This window comes from Streptomyces pactum, assembly GCF_016031615.1.
Taxonomy (GTDB): domain Bacteria; phylum Actinomycetota; class Actinomycetes; order Streptomycetales; family Streptomycetaceae; genus Streptomyces; species Streptomyces pactus.
In genome coordinates this window covers 761488-785709 of the sequence record NZ_JACYXC010000001.1, presented here as the reverse complement: position 1 = coordinate 785709, position 24222 = coordinate 761488, and the positions used below count along the sequence as shown (strand labels likewise).

The 24222-nt window shown below is 75.4% G+C and carries 17 protein-coding genes and 2 pseudogenes; 13 read left to right on the top strand and 6 right to left on the bottom strand.

Annotated features, from left to right (window positions below; translation table 11 throughout):
• Nucleotides 1-272: 272 nt before the first annotated feature.
• Nucleotides 273-2654: a phosphoketolase family protein gene (locus IHE55_RS03110; protein WP_197987608.1), complete on the bottom strand. Its 2382-nt coding sequence runs from the start codon at nt 2652-2654 to the stop codon at nt 273-275.
• 209 nt (nt 2655-2863) lie between these two features.
• Between IHE55_RS03110 and IHE55_RS03105 the strand changes: the two genes are divergently transcribed.
• The gene (locus IHE55_RS03105; protein ID WP_197987607.1) at nt 2864-3310 is read left to right on the top strand and encodes a cyclic nucleotide-binding domain-containing protein; all 447 of its coding nucleotides are present in this window, start codon (nt 2864-2866) and stop codon (nt 3308-3310) included.
• A 355-nt stretch (nt 3311-3665) separates the two neighbouring features.
• Here the strand turns inward: IHE55_RS03105 and IHE55_RS03100 are convergent, their stop codons facing one another.
• On the bottom strand, nt 3666-4169 hold the full coding sequence (locus IHE55_RS03100) for a DUF6643 family protein (RefSeq protein ID WP_197987606.1): 504 nt from the start codon (nt 4167-4169) through the stop codon (nt 3666-3668).
• 291 nt (nt 4170-4460) lie between these two features.
• Between IHE55_RS03100 and IHE55_RS03095 the strand changes: the two are divergent.
• Nucleotides 4461-5793: pseudogene (locus tag IHE55_RS03095) on the top strand (TerD family protein).
• 206 nt (nt 5794-5999) lie between these two features.
• Here the strand turns inward: IHE55_RS03095 and IHE55_RS03090 are convergent.
• Nucleotides 6000-7160: a glycosyltransferase gene (locus tag IHE55_RS03090; RefSeq protein WP_307826492.1), complete on the bottom strand. Its 1161-nt coding sequence runs from the start codon at nt 7158-7160 to the stop codon at nt 6000-6002.
• A 637-nt stretch (nt 7161-7797) separates the two neighbouring features.
• Here IHE55_RS03090 and IHE55_RS03085 point away from each other — a divergent pair.
• The 5 genes from IHE55_RS03085 (at nt 7798) to IHE55_RS03065 (ending at nt 13140) form a co-directional block, all read left to right on the top strand.
• Nucleotides 7798-8610 carry a glutamate racemase gene (locus IHE55_RS03085; protein ID WP_197987605.1) on the top strand — a complete coding sequence of 271 codons (813 nt, stop codon included), beginning with the start codon at nt 7798-7800 and terminating at the stop codon, nt 8608-8610.
• A 198-nt stretch (nt 8611-8808) separates the two neighbouring features.
• A complete protein-coding gene (locus IHE55_RS03080; RefSeq protein WP_197987604.1) occupies nt 8809-9369 on the top strand; it encodes a hypothetical protein in 561 nt (186 codons plus the stop codon).
• Between the two features lie 372 nt (nt 9370-9741).
• Entirely contained in the window at nt 9742-10266 is a 525-nt protein-coding gene (locus IHE55_RS03075; protein ID WP_197987603.1) for an NUDIX hydrolase, read from the top strand.
• Between the two features lie 10 nt (nt 10267-10276).
• The gene (locus tag IHE55_RS03070; RefSeq protein ID WP_197987602.1) at nt 10277-11089 is read left to right on the top strand and encodes a 3-hydroxybutyrate dehydrogenase; all 813 of its coding nucleotides are present in this window, start codon (nt 10277-10279) and stop codon (nt 11087-11089) included.
• A 77-nt stretch (nt 11090-11166) separates the two neighbouring features.
• Entirely contained in the window at nt 11167-13140 is a 1974-nt protein-coding gene (locus IHE55_RS03065) for a helix-turn-helix domain-containing protein (RefSeq protein WP_197987601.1), read from the top strand.
• A gap of 276 nt (nt 13141-13416) precedes the next feature.
• On the opposite strand, the gene IHE55_RS03060 is transcribed toward IHE55_RS03065, so the two are convergent.
• From IHE55_RS03060 to IHE55_RS03050, 3 genes and pseudogenes are all read right to left on the bottom strand, one after another.
• The gene (locus tag IHE55_RS03060) at nt 13417-14841 is read right to left on the bottom strand and encodes an MFS transporter (RefSeq protein WP_197987600.1); all 1425 of its coding nucleotides are present in this window, start codon (nt 14839-14841) and stop codon (nt 13417-13419) included.
• Between the two features lie 464 nt (nt 14842-15305).
• The gene (locus IHE55_RS03055; protein WP_197991752.1) at nt 15306-16283 is read right to left on the bottom strand and encodes a M28 family metallopeptidase; all 978 of its coding nucleotides are present in this window, start codon (nt 16281-16283) and stop codon (nt 15306-15308) included.
• A gap of 1282 nt (nt 16284-17565) precedes the next feature.
• Nucleotides 17566-18019 (bottom strand): annotated as a pseudogene (locus IHE55_RS03050) (universal stress protein).
• 402 nt (nt 18020-18421) lie between these two features.
• Between IHE55_RS03050 and IHE55_RS03045 the strand changes: the two are divergent.
• The 6 genes from IHE55_RS03045 (at nt 18422) to IHE55_RS30655 (ending at nt 24105) form a co-directional block, all read left to right on the top strand.
• On the top strand, nt 18422-19471 hold the full coding sequence (locus IHE55_RS03045) for an NAD(P)-dependent alcohol dehydrogenase (protein WP_197987599.1): 1050 nt from the start codon (nt 18422-18424) through the stop codon (nt 19469-19471).
• A 151-nt stretch (nt 19472-19622) separates the two neighbouring features.
• The gene (locus IHE55_RS03040; protein ID WP_197987598.1) at nt 19623-21449 is read left to right on the top strand and encodes a glycoside hydrolase family 15 protein; all 1827 of its coding nucleotides are present in this window, start codon (nt 19623-19625) and stop codon (nt 21447-21449) included.
• Entirely contained in the window at nt 21446-22873 is a 1428-nt protein-coding gene (locus tag IHE55_RS03035; protein ID WP_197987597.1) for a glucose-6-phosphate dehydrogenase, read from the top strand. The genes IHE55_RS03040 and IHE55_RS03035 overlap by 4 nt, the downstream gene beginning before the upstream one ends.
• Nucleotides 22874-22937: 64 nt before the next feature.
• Nucleotides 22938-23462, top strand: a complete 525-nt coding sequence (locus tag IHE55_RS03030) for a gluconokinase (RefSeq protein WP_197987596.1) — start codon at nt 22938-22940, stop codon at nt 23460-23462.
• A 223-nt stretch (nt 23463-23685) separates the two neighbouring features.
• The gene (locus IHE55_RS32120; RefSeq protein ID WP_269671478.1) at nt 23686-23814 is read left to right on the top strand and encodes a hypothetical protein; all 129 of its coding nucleotides are present in this window, start codon (nt 23686-23688) and stop codon (nt 23812-23814) included.
• A 3-nt stretch (nt 23815-23817) separates the two neighbouring features.
• A complete protein-coding gene (locus tag IHE55_RS30655; protein ID WP_443742616.1) occupies nt 23818-24105 on the top strand; it encodes a DUF7144 family membrane protein in 288 nt (95 codons plus the stop codon).
• Nucleotides 24106-24222 lie beyond the last annotated feature (117 nt).

Below are 24222 nucleotides of genomic sequence, written 5' to 3'. Positions count from 1 at the left end.
CGGAACGGTGGATTACCGGGAATGTCCCTCTACTGTCGTGTCGTGAGCGTTCCGGGATGATCCGTGCGCGTTTCCTCCCGGCCGGAAGAGCACACCTGTCCGAACGGCTTGACCGGAACGGCGGCCCGCCGCCACGGCGCGATGCCGGTGGCGGACCGGCCGGCGGCGCCCCGGTCCGCGCCCGGCCGGCCCGTCGCGCCGGCCCGTGTGCTTCCGTCCGGGAGGCCGGCGGCCACCCGGCTGCCGGGGCGGGCGGCCGGCGGCGCCCCGGATCAGCCCGGCCAGGCCCACCCGGTGACCTCCGGCAGGTCCGTGCCGTGCTCCCGGATCCAGCGGTGGTGCCGGTGCCGCACGTCCGCCATCTGCTGCCGCAGACCGGCGGCGCGGTCCGCCAGCCCGGGCACCCGGTCGATGACGTCCATCACCAGCCGGTACCGGTCGAGGTCGTTGCTGACCACCATGTCGAACGGGGTCGTGGTGGTGCCCATCTCCTTGTAGCCGCGCACATGGAGCTGCTGGTGCACCGCCCGCCGGTAGGTGAGCCGGTGGATCAGCCACGGATAGCCGTGGTAGGCGAAGATCACCGGCCGGTCCCGGGTGAACAGCGCGTCGAACTCCCGCTCCGTCATCCCGTGCGGGTGCTCCTCGCGGGACATCAGCCGGGTCATGTCCACCACGTTCACCACCCGCACCGCCAGGTCGGGCAGGTGCTCCCGGAGCAGCGAGGCCGCGGCCAGCACCTCCTCGGTGGGGACGTCACCGGCGCAGGCGAGCACCACGTCCGGGCCGGTGCCGGGCCGCTCGGTGCCCGCCCACGGCCAGATCCCGGCGCCCCGCGCGCAGTGGTTCCGGGCGTCCTCCAGCCCCAGCCAGTCGAAACAGGGCTGCTTGCCCGCCACCACCACGTTCACCACGTTCCGGGTGCGCAGCACGTGGTCGGCGACGCACAGCAGGGTGTTGGCGTCCGGCGGCAGGTACACCCGCACCACGTCCGGGCTCTTGTTCAGGACGTGGTCCACGAAGCCGGGGTCCTGGTGCGAGAAGCCGTTGTGGTCCTGCCGCCAGACGTGCGAGGTGAGCAGGTAGTTCAGGCCCGCCACCGGGGCGCGCCAGGGGACCGAGCGGGCGGTGCCGAGCCACTTCACGTGCTGGGCGGCCATGCTGGCGACGATGTGCGCGAACGCCTCGTAGCAGGAGAACAGCCCGTGCCGGCCGGTGAGCACATAGCCCTCCAGCCACCCCTGGCACAGGTGCTCGGAGAGCACCTCCATCACCCGGCCGTGCCGCCCCAGGTGCTCGTCGGTCTCCAGGACCCCGTCCTGCCACGCCTTGTCGGTCGCCGCGTAGACCTCCTGCAGCCGGTTGGACGCCGTCTCGTCGGGCCCCACCAGCCGGAAGTCGCGGCGTTCGGCGGTGTCGTCCATCAGTTGACGCAGCAGCCCGCCGAGCACCCGGGTCGGCTCGTGCCGCCCCCCGCCGGGCCGCTCCACCGGCACCGCGAACCGGGACAGCTCCGGCAGCGGCAGCTCGCGCAGCAGCCGGCCGCCGTTGGCGTGCGGACCGGCCCCCAGCCGGCGGTCCCCCTCGGGCACGCAGGCCAGCACCGGCGGGCGGGGGCGGCCCTGCTCGTCGAACAGCTCCTGCGGCAGGTACGAGCGAAGCCACCGGTCCAGCTCCGCCAGGTGCTCGGGGTTCTCCCGCACCCCGGCCAGCGGCACCTGGTGGGAGCGCCAGGTGCCCGCCACCGGCAGCCCGTCCACCTCGACCGGGCCGGTCCACCCCTTGGGCGTGCGGAGCACCAGTACCGGCCAGTGCGGCCGCCGGGTGTCACCGTCCTCCCGGGCGGCCCGCTGGAACCCGGCGATCCGGTCCATCGCCAGGTCGAACGCGGCGGCCAGCTCCCGGTGCACCGCGGCCGGGTCGCTGTCCAGGGTGGCGGTGACGTACAGCGGCTCGTGCCCGAAACCGCGCAGCAGGGCGTCCAGCTCCGCCTCCGGCAGCCGCGCCGCCACCGTCGGATTGGCGATCTTGTAACCGTTGAGGTGGAGGATCGGCAGGACCGCCCCGTCGTGCACCGGGTCCAGGAACTTGTTGGCGTGCCAGGACGCCGCGAGCGGGCCGGTCTCCGCCTCCCCGTCGCCGATCACGCAGGCGGCCACCAGCCCCGGGTTGTCCAGCACCGCGCCGTAGGCGTGCGCGAGTGAGTACCCCAGTTCGCCGCCCTCGTGGAAGGAGCCGGGCACCTGCGGCGCGGCGTGGCTGGGCACCCCGCCGGGGCTGGAGAACTGCCGGAAGAGCCGGGTCATCCCGGCCAGATCCCGGCCGAGGTCGGGCACCAGGTCCCCGTAGCTGCCGTCCAGCCACGCCCCGGCGAGCACCGCGGGCCCGCCGTGCCCGGGCCCCCAGACGCAGACCATGTCCTGGTCCCGCTCGCCGATCACCCGGTTCAGGTGCGTGTAGACCAGGTTCAGGCCCGGACAGGTGCCCCAGTGTCCGAGCAGCCGGGGTTTGATGTGCTCCGGCCGCAGGTGCTCGGTGAGCAGCACGTTGTCCCGCAGGTAGAGCTGCCCGGCGGCGAGGTAGTTCAGCGCCCGCCAGTGGGCGTCCAGGTCCTCCACGGCGCTGTCGGTGAGGGGAGTGGATCCCGTCTCCATGCGTGTGCCTCCCGCACGTCCATGGGTGTGCCCTCCACCCGGCGGCGCGGGCACCGCCCGCACCACGGTGACCCGGGAGCGGCCCGGGGCGATGTGTACGGGCCGCCTGCCCGCCCCGCGGCGGCGCATGCCGGCCCGGCCCCGGGTTTCGACCATGCCACAGCCGCCGCCGATGGGCGCGGCGGGACCGGACGCGGCACAGTTGATACATGAGCGGACTCCTCCACGGGCTGACCGCAGAGCACCGGGAACGCCTGCTGTCGCTCGCCCACGACGTGTCCTTCGACGCCGGCACCCGCCTTTTCGAGGAAGGCGGCCGGGCGGACCGCTTCTGGGTGGTGCGCACCGGTTCGGTCACCCTCGACATGCGGGTCCCCGGCAGACGCTCCGCGGTGATCGAGACCCTGGGGCCGGGGGAGCTGGTCGGCTGGTCCTGGCTCTTTCCCCCCGGCGGGTGGCACCTGGGCGCGGAGGCGCTCAGCCCGGTGCGCGCCCATGAGTTCGACGCCGCGGTGGTGCGCCGGCTCTGCCAGGAGGACACCGCGATCGGCTACGAGCTCGTCCTCGCCTGCGCCCAGGCGATGGGGGAGCGGCTGCAGAGCGCGCGCACCCGGCTGCTGGACATGTACGGGCCGCACTCCGGCGGACTGCGCTGAGCGGGCGGCCGGGCGGCACCCGCCCGGCCGGAGGGCGCGTCGCCGGGCGGCCTGACCTGACCGGGCGGCCGGACCGTGACCGGCCGTGCCCGTGCGACGGGGCGCACCCGCGGCGTGCGGGGAGCGGTGGCCGGGTCGGGGACGGGCAGCCGCGACGGTGGGGAGCGGTGGCCGGGGCGTGGCAGGGGAATCCGGGCCGGGGAAGGGAAAGAACGGGCCGCGGGAAGGGGAAACCGGGCCGCGGCAAGGAAAGCGGGGCGGGCGCGGAAAGGAAAAGCGGGCCCGGGCCGCCTCCGTGACGGAGACGGCCCGGGCCCGGCTGACGCATGACCGACCCGCAGCGACGGCCGCGGGCTCAGTACCCCTGGTTCGGGTACTGCGGGCGCCCGTACGGGTCCTCGTAGGGCGCCGGCGCGGGACGCGGGGCGGCCGGCCGGGGCGCGGCGGGCCGGGGCATCGCCGGCCGCATCGCCTCGTAGCCGGTCGGGTTGGGACCGGCCGGGGCCGGACGCTGCTGCTGCGGGTGCACCGGGGCCTGCGGGCCCGGGTAGCCGCGCGGACCCGCGGTCTGCTGCGGGATGTACGGCGCCGGCGCGTGCTGGAGCCCCGGCTGCGGCGCACCCTGGGCCGGGTAGCCGTGCGGCGGGGTGTGCTGCGGCGACGGCGCGGCGGGCAGGGCCGGCAGCGCCGAGGGCAGCGCGGGCGGAAAGTGGCCGCTGCTGTCGTAGGGCGAGGGCACCCGGATGGGCGCGATCTGCGGTGTCCCCCGCTCGGCGACGAGGCTGTCGTAGATGGGAGTGTCCGTGAAGGACGGCGAGGAGTAGTAGCCGCCGCCGTAGGTACTGCGGGGGGAGGTCATAGTCCATAAGTTAAGCCCACGATGTGCCGGTTGGGGAGTCCGGTAGGCGGGTTGTTTCCCCGGCCCACGGCGGCCACCGACCCGTTATCCGAGCGAACCCGGGAAAATCGGTCGCCAGGGTACGTTGAGACCGTGTAAAGAGCACCTTCCCGGCGGGGTGCCGGCACCCCGTACGGGTGCCGCCGTGCCGGGCCGGGAACTCCCCGGGAGATGATCTGCATCCGGCCGGAAATCGATGGACCGGCGGGATATGAGCGCAGGACAGACGGAAGAGAAAGGCAGGGGGAAGGCATGGCGATGCGCAAGGGCGCCAATGTTCAGGTTCCGGCTTCGGCGGTGCGGGTGGAACTCGGGTGGCAGGCCGGGCCCCAGGTGCCCGACGTGGACGCCTCGGCACTGCTCCTGACGTCCGGGAAGGTGCGTTCGGACGCCGACTTCGTCTTCTACAACCAGGCCACCCACCCCTCCGGTGCGGTCCGCCACGAGGGCAAGCGCACGGCCGGCGGCACGGTGACCGACACCCTGGTGGTGGAGCTCGGCCGGGTGGAGCCGGAGGTGGAGACCGTGGTCCTGGCCGCCTCGGCCGACGCCGGCACCTTCGGCCAGGTCCCCGGACTGCACATCCGGGTGGTGGACGCGGCCGACGGCACCGAGATCGCCCGCTTCGACAGCGAGGACGCCACCGTGGAGACCGCGTTCCTCCTCGGCGAGCTGTACCGGCGCCAGGGGGCGTGGAAGTTCCGCGCCGTCGGCCAGGGCTACGGCAGCGGACTCGCCGGACTCGCCACCGACTTCGGGATCAGCGTCGACGAACCGCAGGCCGCCGCGCCCGCCCTGCCGCAGGCCGCGCCCGCCGCCCCGCCCGTGGCGCCGCCCCGCCGCCCACCGGGCCGGCCGCGCCGGTACCGCCTCCCGCCGCAGGCCGCCGCGCCCGCGCCCGCGCCGGCCGCGGCCCTGGCCGGCGGCGCCGGCACCGGGAGCCCCGGTACGGCTGACCAAGGTCACGCTGACCAAGGAGTCGCCGACCGTCTCGCTCACGAAGCAGGGCGGCACCTCCGGGACCATGCGGGTCAACCTCAACTGGGAGGTGCGCAAGCAGTTCCAGGGCTGGGGCGCGAAGCTCGGCCGGGCCATGGCGCTCCACGGCGACCTCGACCTGGACCTCGGCGCGTTCTTCGAACTGACCGACGGCACCAAGGGCGTGGTGCAGGCGCTCGGCAACGCCTTCGGCGCGCTCCACCAGCCGCCGTTCATCCAGCTGGACGCCGACGACCGCACGGGAGCCCGGGCGTCCGGCGAGAACCTGACCATCAACCTCGACCACCGGTCCGAGTTCCGGCGCATCCTGGTCTTCGTCATGATCTACGAGGGCGCCCGCTCGTTCGCCAACCTCAACGCCACCGTGACCCTCACCCCGCAGGCCGGTGCCCCGATCGACTTCTCGCTGGACGAGTGCACCGTGCCGTCCCGGGTCGCCGCCCTCGCGCTCATCACCAACCAGGGCGGCGACCTGGTGGTGCAGCGGGAGGCCCGCTACCTGGTGCCGGACCGGGGTGTCAGCCCGCAGCGCACGCTGGACCACGCCTACGGCTGGGGCATGAACTGGACCCCGGGCCGCAAGTAGCCGCACGTAACTCCCGGGCGCCCGGCCCGCCGCCCCGCACCCCGGCACGGCCCGGGGGCGGGCGGGCGGCAGCGCCGCCGCGCCGCGTGCCCCCAGGGCCCGCGCCGCGTGCCGCCGGCCCCGGGTCGGGGCCGTGACCGGAGCCGGCCGAGCCGGCCGGAGCTGCCCGGAACCGGCGGGTCCGGGCGGCGGGGGCGGGCCGGCCGCTACCGCTCGGGCGCCGGGCGGCCGTACGTCCGGCCCTTCCACGCCCCCCGCCCGCGGCCGTGCTGGACGGCCGAGTCCACGGTCATCAGCAGGTACAGCGCGGCGGTGACCGGCAGCAGCGGGGCCCACCACCAGGACTGCCGGTAGTGGCGGAGCATCGGCAGATAGCTGCCGGCCATGATCAGCCAGGCGGCCCCGCCGACGGCCGGCAGGGCCCCCTCCCCGGTCACCAGCCCCGCGACGGTGGCCACCGGCGGCACCAGGTAGACCACGGCGAGTCCGGCGACCGTGAGCACCAGCAGCAGCGGCTGGTGGCGCAACTGGGCGTAGGCGCTGCGCGACACCATCCGCCACAGCTGCCCCAGCCGCGGGTACGGGCGCACGCTGTCCACCCGCTCCGCCAGACCCAGCCAGATCCGGCCCCCGCTCCGCCGCACCGCCCGGGCCAGGGCCACGTCGTCGATCACCGCCTGACGGATGGAGCCGGGGACGCCCGCCCGCTCGGCCGCCGCCACCCGCAGCAGCGCACAGCCGCCCGCGGCGGCGGCACGGTGGCCGGCGTTGACCCACCGGAACGGGTAGAGCTGCGCGAAGAAGTACACGAACGCCGGAACGATCAGCCGCTCCCAGAAGGTGGCCACCCGCAGCCGCGCCATCTGTGAGACCAGGTCCAGGTCGTGGGTGGTGGCCGCCCGCACCAGCTCCCGCAGGCTGTCCGGCTCGTGGGCGATGTCGGCGTCGGTCAGCAGCAGGTAGTCGGCGCCGGTCCGCTCCCGGGCCAGCGCCATCCCGTGCCGTACCGCCCAGAGCTTCCCCGTCCAGCCTCGCCCGGGCTCCCCGGGCGAGGTGACGGTGAGCCGCAGCCCGCCCAGCTCGGTGGCGAGCCGGCGGGCCAGCGCCCCGGTGCCGTCGGCACTCCCGTCGTCCACCAGGAAGATCTCGGCCCGCCCCGGGTAGTCCTGGGTGAGCAGCGACGGCAGGCTCCGCGGCAGCACCTCGGCCTCGTCACGGGCGGGCACCACCACCGCCACCGAGGGCCAGCGCTCGGGGTCGCGACGCCGGGGGAGGGTGATGTCGGTCCGCCAGAAGAACCCCTGCCCCAGCAGGAGCCACAGCCAGGCGGCGAGGGCGGCCAGGGCGATCCACAACCAAGCGCTCACCTGCCGCAGTCTGCCCGACCGGACCCGCCTGCCGCCGCCGGGCGCGCGGCGTGTCCGCACGCGCGCCGGGGATCGCGCGCCCCAGCGCATGGCGCGCATACCGGAGCACCCACGCCCGCCGCGCCCCTGCTTCAGGTTCCGCCGCGCCCCCGTCCGACGTTTCGCCCCGTGCTGTCCGGACGTCCCGCCCCTGCCGCCGCGTCCCGGCCGCCCGCGTCCCGGGAAGTGCCTCCGCGCCCGTGGCTGGCGCCCAGGAACCCCCTGCGCCCCCGTCCGGACGTTTCGCTCCCGCGCCCCGGCGCGCCCTCGCGCCCGCGTCCCGGCCGCCCGCGCCCCGGAGTGCCTCCGCGCTTCCTGGCCGGTGCCACCGTCCTGCCCGCCCCACCCCCGCCCCGTCCCAGCCCCCGCCGCCGCGTCCCGGCGCGCCCTCGCCCCGGCCGGTGCCCGTCCTGGCTCCGGCGGGCCCTGCCAGGGGGCCGGCGCACCGCCCTGTCCCAGGGCTCCCGCGTCCCTCCCGGCCCCGGGCCGCGACGGAGCCGCCCAGGGTGGCCGCGGCCGATCGATTAGAGTGGCTCGGTGCCGTTTGCCCCGTCGTACCGGGGGTGACCGGCAGCGGGCCGGACGGGGAAGGCGAGAGATGGCGAGGCGGAGTTCGGTGAAGATCGCGCTGATGGATTCCGGTCTCGGCCTGCTCGCCGCGGCCGCCGCGGTGCACCGGATGCGGCCCGACGCCGACCTGGTCATCTCCAACGACCCCGGCGGGATGCCCTGGGGTCCGCGGACCCCGCAGGACCTCACCCGGCGCGCCCTCGGGTGCGCCCGGGCCGCCGCCGCGCTCCGGCCGGACGCGCTGATCGTCGCCTGCAACACCGCCTCCGTGCACGCGCTGCCCGCCCTGCGGGCCGAGCTGGAGCCGACGCTGCCGGTGATCGGGACCGTGCCCGCCATCAAGCCCGCCGCGGCGGGCGGCGGCCCGGTCGCCATCTGGGCCACCCCGGCGACCACCGGCAGCCCGTACCAGCGGAATCTGATCCGGGACTTCGCGGCCGGCGTGCGGACCACCGAGGTCGCCTGCCCGGGGCTGGCGGACGCGGTGGAGCGGGCCGACGCGCGGGCCGTGGACGCCGCCGTCGCCGACGCCGCGTCCCGCACCCCGCGGGACGTCCGCGCCCTGGTCCTCGGCTGCACCCACTACGAGCTGGTGGCCGACCGCATCCGCGCCGCCCTGCGGCCGGCCGGCGGCCCGCCGCCGGTCTTCCACGGCTCCGCCGACGCGGTCGCCGCCCAGGCGCTGCGCCGGATCGGTGCCGCCCCCGCGCCCGGCGCCGCACCGACCGGCACCCTCACCGTGCTGGCCGACGGCCGGGAGGCCGAGCTGCCGGCGGCCGCCCTCACCTACGCCGAGGGCGTCGCGCTCACCACCACCCCGGCGGGTGCCGTCCTGGGGTGACCCGCCCGGGCCCCGCCCTGCCTCGGTGCCCTGCCGCCCCGGTGCCCGCCGCCGGGCCGCGCCCGCTCCCGGCACGGACTTCCGCCCGCGCCGGGCCGGTGCCCGGCCGTCCGGATCGCGCAAATCGGAACATCACCCGACGTGACGGCAGGAAAGTGACCATGCCGGAACAACGGGTCGTGCGTACGCTTTCGTGACATGAGGGACCACCGTGAGGACCTGGCCCGGGGCGCGACCGAGGTGCCGCCCCCGGTGTGGACCGGTCGCGCGACCAACCGCATCCAGTGGCTGCTGGCGGTGCTCGGCGCCGCCTGTGTGGCACTGGGCGTGGACCTGGCCGTGGACCCCGCCTGGAGCTCCCGCCCGGCCCCGCTGCTGATGTCGGTGATCGGCTGTGTCGCCGCCGGGCTGCTGGTGCTCTTCGGCACGCTCGCCTTCGTGCACGTGGCGGTCCGGGTCGACGCGGACGGACTGGAGGTGCGGTGCGGCCACATCGGGGTGCCCCGCCGCCGTATCCCGCTCCACCTGGTGGTCGGCGCGGAGTTCGTCCCCCGCGTCACCCCGCGCCAGTGGGGCGGCTGGGGCTACCGGTGGCGCCCGGAGAAGGGCACCGCCGTGGTGGTGCGCCGTGGCGAGGGACTGGTGGTACGGCTCGGCGACGGCCGGGTGTTCACGGTCACCGTGGACGACGCCGAGGCGGCGGTACGGGCGATCCGGGACCACCTGCGGGCCGTCCCGGGCCGCCGGCACCCGAGCTGACCGCACGGCGGGCCGGCACCACCCCGGCCCGCCGGTGCCGGTGCCCGCCCGGCCCGTACCCGGCGCCGGCCCCGCACCTTCCGGGGCCCCGCCGCGTCCCGCACCTCACCCGACCCGGCGCCGCCCCGGCCGGCCCGCGTCCCCTCCCGGCCACGGTCCGCCGGTGTCCCTCCCGGCCCCGCTCGGCGGGCGGGCGCCCCGCGCGCCGGGCCCCGCTCCGGCCGCCGGACGCCCCCGCGCGCCGGACCCCGCTCCGGCCCGGCGGACGTATCCGGCACCGGCCGCCGGACGCTCCCGTCACCCCGCCCCGGTCCACCGGGCGCCCCCCGCTCACCGGCCGGCCCGGCGGGGGCCGGCCGATACGCTCGGCGCATGGCTACCCCCGACTTCATCCGTGAGCTGCGGGCCGACATCGGCAACCGGCTGCTGCACCTGCCGGGCGTCAGCGCCATCGTCCTCGACGACGACGGCCGGGTGCTCCTCGGCCGGCGGGCCGACAACGGCCGCTGGTCGATCATCGGTGGCATCCCGGAGCCGGGCGAGCAGCCGGCGGCGGCCGTGGTGCGCGAGGTCTACGAGGAGACCGCGGTGCACTGCGTCCCCGAACGCGTGCTGCTGGTCCAGGCGCTGCAACCGGTGGTCTACCCCAACGGCGACGTCTGCCAGTTCATGGACATCTGCTTCCGCTGCCGCGCGGTGGGCGGCGAGGCCCGGGTCAACGACGAGGAGTCCCTGGAGGTGGGGTGGTTCCCCCTCGACGGACTGCCCCGGATGGAGGACTTCGCGGTCACCCGGATCAAGCAGGCCACCGCCGACGGCCCGACGTGGTTCGACCCCAGCGGTGGACCGGGAAGTATGGGGCCCGGCCACATCGGCCCGCCTCCGGGCGCTGCCTAGGGTGCCGGTCATGAGCGTGCCCACAACACCGGACCCGCACCGTACGCCCGACCCGGCCGCGGACACCCGGCTCGGCGGCAGGACCGCACTCGTCACCGGCGCGGCGAGCGGGATCGGCCGGGCCTGCGCGCTGCGGCTGGCCGCCGCCGGGGCCCGGGTCCGGGCCCTGGACCGGGACTCCGCGGGGCTCGGCACCCTGGCCGGCGAGGCCGCCGGCCTGCCCGGCACCGTCGAGCCGCACGTGCTGGACCTCACCGACCTGGACGCCGCCGAGGCCGCAGCGGCCGGGGCCGACATCCTCGTCAACAACGCCGGCCTCCAGCTCGTCCGGCCCATCGAGGAGTTCCCGCCGGAGACGTTCGGCACCGTCCTCACCGTCATGCTCCAGGCCCCGTTCCGGCTCATCCGGGGCGCGCTGCCGCACATGTACGCGCAGGGCTGGGGCCGTATCGTCAACATCTCCTCGGTGCACGGGCTGCGCGCCTCCCCCTACAAGTCCGCCTATGTGGCGGCCAAACACGGGCTGGAGGGGCTGTCCAAGGTCGCCGCGCTGGAGGGTGCCGCGCACGGCGTGACCTCCAACTGTGTGTGCCCCGGCTACGTCCGCACCCCCCTGGTGGAGCGCCAGATCGCCGACCAGGCCGCGGCGCACGGCATCCCCGCCGACCGGGTGACCGAGCAGGTGCTGCTCGCCGACTCGGCGGTCAAGCGGCTGGTGGAGCCGGAGGAGGTGGCCGACGCGGTGCTCTACCTGTGCCACCCGTCCGCGTCGTTCGTCACCGGCACCTCGCTGATCATGGACGGCGGATGGACCGCCCACTGAACCACCGGCCGCCGCCCCGCCCGCCCGACCGGGTACCGGCCGGGACGGGCACACCACCCCGGCGGCATGCTGAGGCCATGACCGACGACCTTCCGGAGAGCCCGTACCTGGAACTGCTCGCCCACGGCGCGCCCGCCGAGGCGTACGAGCGTCCCGTGCTGCGCGCCCGCGCCGACGGCGCCCCGGCCGGGCGGCTGGCCGCGCTGGAGCGCGCCAAGCTGCTGGCGCTGCGGGTCCGCGGCGAACTGGAGGGACGCCGGCGGCGGGAGGCGGAGCTGTCCGCCCTCTTCGAGACCGCGCACGACCTCGCCGGCCTGCGCGACCTGGACGCGGTGTTGCACGCCATCGTGCAGCGCGCCCGTTCGCTGCTGGGCACCGAGGTCGCCTATCTGACGCTCAACGACCCCGCCGCCGGGGACACCTACATGCGGGTCACCGACGGCTCGGTCTCCGCCCGCTTCCAGCAGCTGAGGCTCGGCATGGGGGAGGGCCTGGGCGGCCTGGTGGCCCAGACCGCCCGCCCGTACGTCACCGACAGCTACTTCGACGACGCCCGCTTCCAGCACACCGGCACCATCGACGCCGGGGTGCGGGACGAGGGCCTGGTGGCCATCCTCGGCGTCCCGCTGATGCTGGGCAGCGGCGTCATCGGCGTGCTGTTCGCCGCCGACCGGCGCGCCCGGGTCTTCGAACGCGAACAGATCGCGCTGCTGGGCTCGTTCGCCGCCCACGCCGCCGTGGCCATCGACACCGCCAACCTGCTCGGCGAGACCCGCTCGGCGCTGGCCGAACTGGAGGCCGCCAACGAGATCATCCGGGACCGCAGCAGCGTCATCGAACGCGCCTCGGAGGTCCACGACCGGCTCACCGAACTGGTGCTCCGCGGCGGCGGTGTGCACGACGTGGCCCGAGCGCTCGCCGAAGTGCTCAGCGGCACCGTGGAGTTCCTGGAGGCCGGGGCGTGCCCCACCGAGGCGGTGGACCGCTCCCGGGCCGACGGCCACGCGGTGCCGCACGGCGACGGCTGGGTCGCCGCCGTCTCCGCGGGCGGGGAGCTGTTCGGCGCGCTGGTGCTGCACGGCCATCCGCGGCTGGACCCGGTGGACCAGCTCACCCTGGAGCGCGCCGCGATGGTCACCTCCCTGCTCCAGCTGGCGCGCCGCTCGGCGAGCGAGGCGGAGCAGCGGGTGCGCGGCGAACTCCTGGACGACCTGCTCGACGCCCCCGACCGCGACCCCCGGCTGCTGCGGGAGCGCGCCGCCCGGGTCCACGCGGACCTCGACGCCACCCACGTGGTCCTGGCGGCCCGCGTCCACCGCCCGGGGCCGGACGACCGGACGCCGCCGCACCCCCGCGGTGCCGCCGACGACCCGGCCCGGCCCGGCGGCGGCCCCGGCCGGGCACCGGACGACGCGGCCGACCGGCAGCGGCTGTGGTCCGCCGCGTCCCACCTGGCGGCCACCCGGCGCGGCCTGGCCGCCGCCCGTGACGGCGGCACCGTGCTGCTGCTGCCGCTCGGACCGGGCGAGAGCGCCTCCGCAACGGCCCGCCGCACCGCCCGCCAGCTCGGCGCCGCCGTGCGGGTACCGGTGACCGTCGGCGCCTCCCCGCCGGTGGCCGCGCCGGCCGCACGGCCCGGGGCGGTCGCCGCCGGGTACGCCGAGGCCCGCCGCTGCCTGAGCGCGCTCCAGGTCCTCGGCCGCGGCGGACAGGGCGCGGCGGCCGAGGACTTCGGCTTCCTCGGCCTGCTGCTCGGCGACACCGCGGACGGCGGCCGGATCGCGGAGTTCGTCCGCGGCACCCTCGGGCCGGTCCTCGACTACGACACCCGGCGCGGCACCGAACTGCTCCGCACCCTCGACGCCTACTTCGCCAGCGGTGCGAGCCCGGCCCGTACCAAGGACGAACTCCACGTGCACGTCAACACGGTGGCGCAGCGACTGGACCGGATATCCCGGCTGCTCGGCCCCGACTGGCAGGCCCCGGCCCGTGCCCTGGAGATCCAGCTGGCCCTGCGCCTCCACCGGCTCTCCGACGCCGTCGGCCGCTGAGCCCTTCCGGCGCCGGCTGCCGGGTTCTCCCGGCGGCCCGGCCTGCCGGCCCGTACGTCGTGGCGCCGGGTCCGCCCGGCCTTCCCGGTGCGGTGGCCGGCTCCCGGGCCTCCCCGGCTGCCCGGTTCGCCCGTGGTGCCGGCCGCCCGGTGCCGGTTCCGTCCGCCGGTCGTACGGGCGGCCCCGCGGGCCGGGACGCCGGCGCATCACCACGGCCGGGCGGCGCGCCGGCCGGGCACCGGGGCCCGCCGGGGCGCCGCCCGTGAGCGGCCGTGCCTAGACCGACGTGCGCCCCGCGGGGGCACCGGGCTGCCGCGCGGCCCGCTCCGCCCCCGCCCCGCCGTATTCGTCCGCGGCGCCGTCACCGTCCTCGTCGTCGATCCGGGCGAGGTCCCGGTGCCGGGTCTCCTTCGCCACGCCCACCGCGAGCAGCGTCAGCAGCGACGCGGCGATCACGTACAGCGCGATGGGGGTCCCGCTGTCGTAGTCGGCCAGCAGCGCCGTGGCGATGAGCGGAGCCGGCGCGCCGGCCGCCACCGAGGAGAACTGGGCGCCGATGGAGGCCCCCGAGTACCGCATCCGGGTCGCGAACATCTCCGAGAAGAAGGCCGCCTGCGGCGCGTACATCGCACCGTGGAAGAACAGTCCGACGGTCACCGCGAGGATCAGCGCACCGAAGTCACCGGTGTCGATCAGTGCGAAGAACGGGAACGCCCAGAGCCCGACGCCGGCCGCGCCCACCAGGTACACCGGCCGCCGGCCGATCCGGTCCGACAGCGCGCCCCAGGCGGGGATCACCGCGAAGTGCACGGCGGAGGCGATCAGCACGGCGTTGAGCGCGGTCTGCTTGTCCATGTCCACGTGGTCGGTCGCGTAGACCAGGATGAACGCGGTGATGACGTAGTAGCTGATGTTCTCCGCCATCCGTGCGCCCATCGCCACCAGCACGTCCCGCCAGTGGTGCCGCAACACCGCCACCAGCGGCGGCTGTTCCTCGACGCGCGCCTGGGCCTTGCGCTCCTCGGCCCGCTCCAGCGCCTCCTTGAACACCGGGGACTCGTCCACCGACAGCCGGATCCACATGCCGACCAGCACCAGCACGCCGGAGAGCAGGAACGGCACCCGCCATCCCCACGACTCGAACGCCGCGTCGGACAGCAGCGCGGTCAGCGCCGACAGCACACCGGTCGCCAGCAACTGGCCGGCCGGCGCCCCGGTCTGCGGCCAGGAGGCCCAGAACCCCCGGCGCCGGGCGTCACCGTGCTCGGACACCAGCAACACGGCCCCGCCCCACTCCCCGCCCAGCGCGAAGCCCTGCACCAGCCGCAGCGCCGTCAGCAGCAGCGGCGCGGCGCCGCCGATTGTGGCGTGGGTGGGCAGCAGACCGATCGCGAAGGTCGCCCCGCCCATCAGCAGCAGGCTCAGCACCAGCAGTTTCTTGCGCCCCAGCCGGTCGCCGTAGTGTCCGAACACCAGCGCCCCCACCGGCCGTGCCGCGAAGCCCACCGCGTACGTCAGGAACGACAGCAGGGTGCCGGTGAGCGGGTCGGAGTCCGGGAAGAACAGCTTGTTGAAGACGAGCGCGGCGGCCGAGCCGTACAGGAAGAAGTCGTACCACTCGATGGTGGTGCCGATCAGACTGGCGGCGACGACGCGTCGGAGGTTGTTCGGTGTTGGCGGAGCGGTCGCGGGGGAGGACATCGGCACCACTTCCTGCGCGTTCAGGGGACGATTGTGTGTCGCCATACCGTAGGAACGCGCAGGTCAGAGGCGTATGTGGTGGGACACCACAGCTTGGGGCGGCGGAGTGCGCGCGCCCACCATGAGGTGGGGCCGCCAGGGTGCCCCGACGGCCCCCGCGGGGTCGCGTACGGCCTCGGCACGGCCGCCGGTGGGGAAGCGCCATCAGCCGGGTCCCGGCCGGGAGTCCCGGCGGGTGGCGGAATGCGGCCCGCGCGGGTTCCGGGCGCCGGATGCAGGGCGCCAGGACCCGGGGCCCGGCCGTCGCGGCCGATCCGCGACACCCCGGGCAGGTCACAGCACCCGGGTGGGTCGCGGCGCCAGGGGGGCACGGGCCCCGGGCGTATCGCGGCACCCGGGCGGGCACGGGCCCCGGGCGGGTCGCAGGTGCGCCCGCCCGGGGCCCGGTCAGCGGCCGGTCGGCGTCACCGCGCCGACGTGACGGCGCCGCCGGACACCGAGGTGTGCCACACCGTGTAGGCGATGCCGTCCGCGCTGCGGTTCAGCGCGGTGGCGTTGATGTTGCTCGTGGTGTCGCAGGACGAGTGGTAGCACGGGTCGTAGGCGCGCCCGGCGGTGCCGCCCCACTTGGCCGCCTCGGTGGACGTCTTGCGCGCCGAGGCTCCGGTGGCGTAGCCGGACGTGGGGATGCCGATCCGCTGGAACGAATAGTCGTCCGAGCGTCCCTGCCCCTCGATGTTCTCCTGCGGGCGCAGCCCCAGGGAGTCCCAGTACGCCTTCATGGGCACCGAGGCGGTGCTGTTGAGGTTGTTGATGAAGTAGCCGCCGTTGACCGACCCGATCATGTCGAAGTTGTAGTACGCCTTGATCTTCGAACGCTCGGTGCTGGGCAGGGAGTTGGCGTAGTACCGCGAGCCGTTCAGGCCCTGCTCCTCGTCGGTCCACCAGGCGAAGCGCACCCGGTTGAGCATGGCCGGGTTCTGCTGGGCCAGCACCAGGGCGGTCTCCAGCAGCGCGGCGGACCCGGAGCCGTTGTCGTTGATGCCGGGTCCCGCGGAGACCCCGTCCAGGTGCGCGCCGAACATGTACACCCGGGAGGTGTCGCCCTTGGGCCACTCCGCGATCAGGTTCGGCCCGGCTCCCGGGGTGCACCCGGAGGCGCAGGTCTGTTCGGTGACGGTGAAGCCCGCCGCCTGAAGCTTGCCCTTCACGTACGCGACGGACTGGCGGTAACCGTTGCCGGTGGCCCGCCGGTTGCCGCCGTTGCTCTGGGCGATCTGGTTCAGCTGCGTCAGGTGTCCCTGGACCCTGCTGATGTCCACGTCGGGTGCCGCGGCGCTGCGCGCGCTGTCGGTGGCGGCGGGGCGCGGCTGCGCCGTCGTCGCCGAGGCCGGAGAGGTGAGCGGCACCACCGCGAACACGGTGGTCACCGCCAGAGCCATGCCGAGACCGGCAGTACGTATCTGCACCTGTGCTCCTCATGATGGGGGGGTGGGTTCGCGACCGGTGTCCGGGCGCCACATCGGCGCGCGGAACGGGTCGGGGGGTGGGAAGGGGTGCGGTCGAACGGAGGCGCGGCGGCGTCCCGGGTGGGACGGTGGCGCCCCGTGGGTCGTGCGACCGGTCCCGGAGAGCCTGCTCCGCGACCGGCGGTCGGTGCGGCGGGGGCGGGGGCGTGGGCCCGCGCCCATCAGTGCGCGGTGCGTTCGATGCCGGCCGGGCCGGTGGTCCGGGGCCGATCGGCACCGGTCCGCCGCGCCGTGCCCGGTCGCGCGTCGCGACGGCGGGCGCCGGGGCCACCGGGCACCGGCTCGCTGCCCGGGAGGACGGAACGAGATGCAGTCATGGGGAAGTCCGCTTTCATCCGCAGGCCGCTCGGCCACGTGCCGATCCGTGGGGTGGGGGGTGCCTTGGAAGTGGAGGAACTCGGTCCCCGGGAGTATGCGGACCCCTGCCGGGCGCCGGGAAGATGACATCTGGTGATAGGACGGCGTTATGGTCCCGGGCCGGTGGCCGTCGGGATCCCGCCCCCGGTGGCGCGGCGGACCGCGGGGTGACTCCCGCCCGCTGCACCGCCGGGACGCCGGGGGGACCGAGGCCGGCGGCCGCGGGGCGGCGCGGGGCCCAGGTGAATGGCACCCACCCCGCGGACCCGGTCGGCACGCCGTGTCCGCGGGCCACGCTCGGGCATCTCACCAGGCCGGCACCGGCCGGTTCCCGGGGCCTCCTGCGGTGGACCCTGCCGCGCTGCGGCGGAAGGACGGGCCCCGACCTGCCGGAGTCGCACCTGGCCGGGCCCACCCACGGTACCCCGGAGGGGCGGGAGTTCCTGTGCCCTGCCCACCGGCCGAAGGGTCTCGCGGCGGGCTGGGCGCGGGGCACCTCCCGCCGGCCGCCGAGGTGGTGCGGGCCGCGCGGGTGGGGGAGGAGGTGTTCATCGGACCGGCCCCGCGTCCCGGTGCGCCGCGTGCGCTGCTTACCGGTGGCGGGCGGGCGTGTGCGGCAGGGTGAGGTCGCGGCGGTCGCGTTCGGTCCCGGCGGAGCAGCCGCCGACCCGCCGTGACTCGCCGGCCGCCGTCATCCCGCCCGTAACTCTCCGGCAGTCACCGGGCCCTGGCCCGCCGGCGGACGCCCCCGTGCCCCGGCCTGCCGCGCCGCCGCCGTCCTCGGCGGGTTCCGCCGCCGTGGTCCTCGGTCGGTCAATGCCGCCGCGGTCCTCAGTGTTCAGTGGGTGTCGTGCCGGACCACGACGACCGGGCACTCGGCGTGCTGGGCGCAGTGCTGGGCGACCGAGCCCAGCAGCAGCCCCGCGAAGCCCCCACGGCCCCGGCTGCCGACCACGAGCAGGGTCGCGCCGCGGGCCGCGTGGAGCAGCACGCTGGCAGGCGTGCCGTAGCGCACCTCGGTCCGCACCTCCACCGGCGGCTGCGGCCCCCTCCTCGACCGCCTCCACCAGCTCCGTGCGCGCCCGTTCGGACAGGGCCGCCTCGGCGACGGTCGCCGGGGGCAGCCAGCCGAGCGCCCCGTGGAACTGCGGGTACTCCCAGGCGGCGAGCGCCTCCACCACGCCGCCGCACAGCTGGGCCTGACGCACCGCCCAGCGCACGGCGTACTTCGACGATTCCGAGCCGTCCACCCCGACCACGATGCGGTCCCGGTCCTCACCCTGCTCGGCCATGGTTCCTCCTCGACTCGGCGGTGGCGGTGGCACGGTTCCGTGGCCCACCGCGACCGGGCTCCGGCTCCAGCTTCCGGTCGGCCGTGCCACCCGCCCACTCCGGCGGGTCCGGACGGGTTGGCCGGGCCCGCGGGGCGGCACAAGCCCACCGGGCGGCCGGGATGCGGGCACGGCGATCACCGCGCCCCGAGAAGGGGTCCGGTGCGGAGCGCGATTGCCCCGGAAGCACCAACCACGCGGGCCAGCGCTTGCGGGCGGTGCGATCCGCCGGAAATCTGAACAGGAGTTCCGCGAAGTCCCGAACCCCGGTGCCGGCGGTCGAGAGGACAACTGACCGGTGACTCGGTTCTCACCGGCCGGGAAGAACCGCCGCCCCGGAGATCCGACAGGAGGACGTCGCAGGTGAAGGCATTCGTCATGAAGGAGATCGGCAGCGTCGGCTTCATGGAGAAGCCGGTCCCCGACATCGGTGACCGGGACGCTCTGGTACGCACCACGACGGCCCTGATCTGCACCTCCGACTCGCACACCGTGGCGGGCGGCATCGGGCCGCGGGAGAACCTGACCCTGGGACACGAGGCGGTCGGCGTCGTGGAAGCGGTGGGCGGCGAGGTGCGTGACTTCCGCCCGGGCGACCGCGTACTGGTCGGCGCCATCACCCCGGACTGGGGCGACCTGGCCTCGCAGAACGGCTACCCGTCCCAGTCGGGCGGGCCGCTGGGCGGATTCAGATTCGCGAATCTCGAAGACGGCGTGTTCGCCGAACATTTCCGCGTCGGGGACGCCGACGCCAATCTCGCCAAGATCCCGGACGACATCCCCGACGAGGCGGCCGTCTACTGTGCCGACATGCTGTCCACCGGATTCTTGGGCGCCGAGCACGGAAACATCCCGATGGGCGGGACCGTGGCCGTCCTCGCCCAGGGGCCGGTGGGTCTGATGGCCACCGCCGGGGCCAGGCTCCGGGGTGCCGGCCTGATCATCGGGATCGAGTCGGTCCCCCGTCGGCAGGAACTCGCGCGCTTCTACGGCGCCGACGAGATCATCGACTTCAGCCGCGAGGACGTCGCCGAGCGCGTCCAGGAGCTGACGGACGGCCAGGGCGTGGACACGGCGATCGAGGCGCTCGGCGCGGACATCACCTTCCGGACCGCCGTCACGATCACCAAGCCGGGCGGCACGATCTCCAACATCGGCTACTTCGGCTCCGGCGAGTTCATCGGCATCCCCCGGCTGGCCTGGGGCGTGGGCATGGCCGACAAGACGATCCGCACCGGCCTGTGCCCCGGTGGGCGGCTGCGGATGGAGCGCCTGCTGCGCGTGCTGGCCACCGGCCGGATCGACCCCACCCGGATGACGACCCACCGGTTCTCCTTCGACGACATGGAACGGGCTTTCGAGGTGTCGGACCAGAAGCTGGAGGACGTCATCAAGGTGCTCATCACCTTCTAGACAGCGGCCCGTGCCGCGGACCAGGACCCCGACGGCCCGCCTCCGCCGGCGGCCCCCGAGCGGCCCGCCCGACGGCGTACCCGGCCCCGGGGAGCGCCCCCCGGGCACCGGCCGCGGACGCGGCACCAGGCGTGGAAGGGAGCGAAGCGGCATGCATGACCCCGACCCGCCGTTCCGGCCGGTGCGCACGGTGGACGGCTACCCGCCGCTGGAGGACCTCGGCCTCATCGGCGACGGCACCACCGCGGCGCTCGTCGGCCTCGACGGCACCATTCCGTGGATGTGCCTGCCCCGGTTCGACTCCGAACCGGTCTTCTGCGCCCTGCTCGACCACGCGCGCGGCGGCCACTTCACCGTGGCACCGGAGGACCTGACCGAGGCGCGGCAGCGGTACGAGCCCGACACCGGCGTCCTGCACACCGAACTGCGCAGCCGCACCGGCCTGGTACGCGTCACCGACGCGCTGGTCCTGCGCTCCGGGGCCGACCTCTCCGACGACGCCCCCTCCAGCCGCCGGGAACTCGTCCGCTCCGCCGTGGTCCTGGAGGGCGAGGTACGGCTGCGGGTGGAACTGGAACCCTACGGCGGCGGGCACGCCCAGCCCCTGTACAGCGGAGTGGAGGTGCGCCCCGCCCGCCGGCCGGACCTCCGGCTCCACCTGCGCTCCAACCAGCCCCTGAGCGGCACCCGCACCACGCACGAGCTGCGCCGCGGCGACCGCCTGGACCTGGTGCTGTCCTGGGGGCGCTTCCACCGCCACCACCGCTTCGACCCCGACGCCATGCTGCGCCAGACGGCGGACGCCTGGCAGCGGTGGATGCGCGCCTGCCACTACGCCGGGCCGCAGGAACCCCTGGTCAGACGAGCCGCGATCACCTTGAAGATGTGCGACGACTGGGCCAGCGGGGCCCTCACCGCGGCGCCCACCTCCTCGCTGCCCGCACCGGTCGGCGGGGTCCGGAACTGGGACTACCGCTACGCCTGGATCCGCGACGCGGCGTTCGCGGTCTTCGCGCTGCGCCGCATCGGCTTCGACGGCGAGGCGGACGCCTTCCTCGGCTGGGTCCTCGACGCCTTCGAACGCAGCCGCCACCCCCGCATCATGTACACCCTGGACGGCAGCCCGGTACCGGACGAGATCGCGGACGGCGAGCTGGAGGGCTACCGCGGCTCCGCACCCGTCCGGTGGGGCAACGGCGCGACCGACCAGCGCCAGCACGACGTGTACGGCGAGATCCTGGACTGCGCCGACCAGTGGCTGCGCCGCGGCGGTGAGATCCAGCCCGCCATGTGGGCGAGCCTGGCCCGGCTCGCCGACACCGCCCAGGACGCCTGGCGCGACCCCGACCAGGGCATCTGGGAGATCCGCGGGGAGGGCCGCCCGTTCACCTACTCCGCCGCGCTGTGCCAGGTGGCCCTGGACCGGGCGGGGCAGATCGCCGGACGGATCGGGCTGCCCGGCGACGCCGACCGCTGGCGCGCCGGGGCCGACCGGCTGCGCGACCTGATCCTGGAAGGCTCCTGGGACGAGGACGCGCGGACCCTGAGCGTGTACCTGGACGGCGGCGGCGTCGTCGACGCCAGCCTGCTGAACCTGCCGCTGCGGCACGTCGTGCCGGCCGACCACCCCCGCATGGTGGCCACCACCCGGGCCGTCGCCGAGCGCCTCTCGGCCGGCGGCGGGCTGCTCCACCGCTACCTGCACGACGAGCACCCCGACGGCCTGGCGGGCGACGAGGGGGCCTTCGTCCTGTGCAGCTTCTGGATGGTGGACAACCTGGTCGGCCAGGGCCGGCTGGAGGAGGCCGAGGAACTGTACACGTCGCTGTGCGGACGGACGAGCCCGCTGGGCCTGCTGTCGGAGCAGATCGACCCCACCACCGGAGCATTCATGGGCAACTTCCCCCAGGCGTTCAGCCACATCGGGATCATCGCCAGCGGCGTGAACCTGGCACGGGCGAAAGGCGGCGCACGATGACGATCCGGAGACTCGCCGTCTTCGGCGCCACCGGCGACCTCACCGGCCGGTACCTGCTGCCGGCGCTGGCCGCGCTGCGCGCAGGGGGCCACCTCGACGACCGGTTCACGCTGACCGGCGCCGGCCGGGAGGACTGGGACGGGCCGCGGTACCGGGACTGGACCGCCGCCCAGCTCGAACGCCACGGCGCCGGCCTCCCGGCCGACGCGCGACGGGCCGTCACGGCGGTGACCGACTACCGGAAGGCCGACGTCACCGAGGCCGCGGAGGTGGCCGCGGTGGTCGCCGGCGACGACCCGGTCGCCGTGTACCTCGCCCTCCCCCCGTCCGTCTTCCCCGCCACGGTGACCGCGCTGCACCGGGCCGGACTGCCGCCGGGCAGCCGTATCGTCCTGGAGAAGCCCTTCGGCGAGGACCTGGCCGGCGCGGTGGAGCTCAACCGGCTGCTGGCCGACCTGGTCCCCGAGCGCGCCGTGTTCCGGGTGGACCACTTCCTGGCCATGACCACCGTCCAGAACGTCCTGGGCAGCAGACTCGCCAACCGGGTGCTGGAACCCATCTGGAACAGCACGCACATCGCCGAGGTGGAGATCGTCTGGGACGAGACCCTCGCCCTGGAGGGGAGGGCCGGCTACTACGACCACGTGGGCGCCCTGAAGGACATGGTCCAGAACCACCTGCTGCAACTGCTGTGCCTGGTGGCCATGGAACCGCCGCTCACGCTGGGCGAACGGGACCTGCGGGACCGGAAGCTCGACGTGCTGCGGTCGGTGCGGCCGCTGACCGACTACGACGTGGCGCACCGCACCCGACGCGCCCGCTACACCGCCGGCCGGTGCGGCGGCCGTGACGTCCCCGACTACGTCGACGAGGAGGAGGTCGAAGCCGGGCGCCGGACCGAGACCTACGCCGAGATCGAGCTGGAGCTGGACAGCTGGCGGTGGACCGGTACCCGGTTCCGCCTGCGCACCGGCAAGGCCCTCGGCCGGGACCGCAAGGAGGTCGCGGTGCGCTTCCGCTCCGTCCCGCACCTGCCGTTCGGACAGGACAAGGACGTCCGGCCCAACGTGCTGCGGTTCGGGCTGGAGCCGGAGAACCTGAGCCTGGACATCATGGCCACCGGCTCGCGCGCCGAGCACCTCGCTCCGCTGTCCCTGACCGCGGAGATGGCCCCGCCCGCCCTGCCGGCCTACGGACGCCTGCTGCTGGACGTCCTCGCCGGTGACCCCGTGCTGTCCATCCGCGGCGACGAGGCCGAGGAGGCGTGGCGCGTCGTCGAACCGGTGCTGTCCGCCTGGGACCGGGACCTGGTGCCCATGGAGGAGTACCCGGCCGGCTCCGACGGGCCGCCGCCGAGGCACCCCGCACCGGAGCGGCGGGACGAACTGTTGCACCCGGAGACGGTCCGGCCGGGCGGCTCCTGACCGGTGCCCCGCCCCGGCGGCGGGACGCACCCGACGGCCGCGCGCAGGCATCGCAGGAGGCCCGATGACCCACCACCCCGGAAGCGGCCCGCCGTGCGTCGTGGTCTTCGGCGTGTCCGGAGCGGGCAAGTCCACCGTCAGCCGGCTGCTGGCCGGCCGGCTGGGCCTGCCGTTCGCGGAGGCCGACGACTTCCACCCGCCCGGCAACATCCGCAAGATGGCCTCGGGCGTCCCGCTGGACGACCGGGACCGCCGGTCGTGGCTGGAGGCCGTCGGACGCTGGCTGGGCGACCGCGAGGCCGACGGCAGCGGGGGAGTGATGGCCTGTTCCGCGCTGCGGCGGCGGTACCGGGACACGCTGAGGTCGGCGTGCCCCCCGGTGCTCTTCCTCCACCTCACGGCCGACCGGGCGCTGCTCGCGGAGAGGCTGCGCGGCCGCACCGGCCACTTCATGCCCGAGGAACTGCTCGACTCGCAGCTGGCGACGCTCGAACCCCTGCAACCGGACGAGCGGGGGGCGACGGTGAACGCCGCGCCGGTCACCGAGGAGGTCGTCCGGGCGGCCGCAGAGGCGGTCGCCGCACAGTGACGGCCGGGTCGCGGACGGCGTGCCGACCCCCGCGTGCCGCACCGCCGCCGTCCGGGTCGGCGCACCGCGCCGGGGCACCGCCTCGCGCCGGGTCACCCGGACGGGTCCGGTGCGGTCGCCGGGCGGGGGCCGCGGGGCCACGCTGTGACCGTGGGGAAGCCGGTGCCCGCCCGGGCGCCACGCGGGCGCGGAGACGACCGCACCACGAGGAAAGGGGAGCACCATGGCGGACATGCCCGGTGCCGTGCCACGACAGGACACCGCAGGCTCCCGGAACGAAGGGGCGCTGACCGGACCGGCGAGGTTCCTCGGAGTGGCGCTGATCCTCAGCGGGGTGCTGAGCGTTCTCTAGGGCATCACCGGTATCGCCCGCGACCACCTCTACGGCGTACCGCGGCACTACGAGTACCGCTTCGACCTCCCCGCCTGGGGCTGGATCCACCTCGTCGTGGGCGTCGCGCTGCTCCTCGGCGGCATCGCCGTGCTGCGGGAGGTGACCTGGGGACGGGGCGCCGGGCTGGTGCTCGCGGCGGTCAGCCTGATCACCCAGTTCATGTTCATCCCGTACTACCCGCTGTGGTCCATCAGTGTGATGACGCTCGACCTCGTCATCCTGTGGGCCCTGGCCAGGCTCGCCGTCTGACCCGGTTCGCGGCCGGGATCGCGGGGGAGCCGGGCCCGGCGGCCCGGGCCGGGGGCCCGGTGGGGGCATCCGGCCGGTCCGGCCCGGGGTCGGGAGGGCGCCGCCGGTTCACCGCCC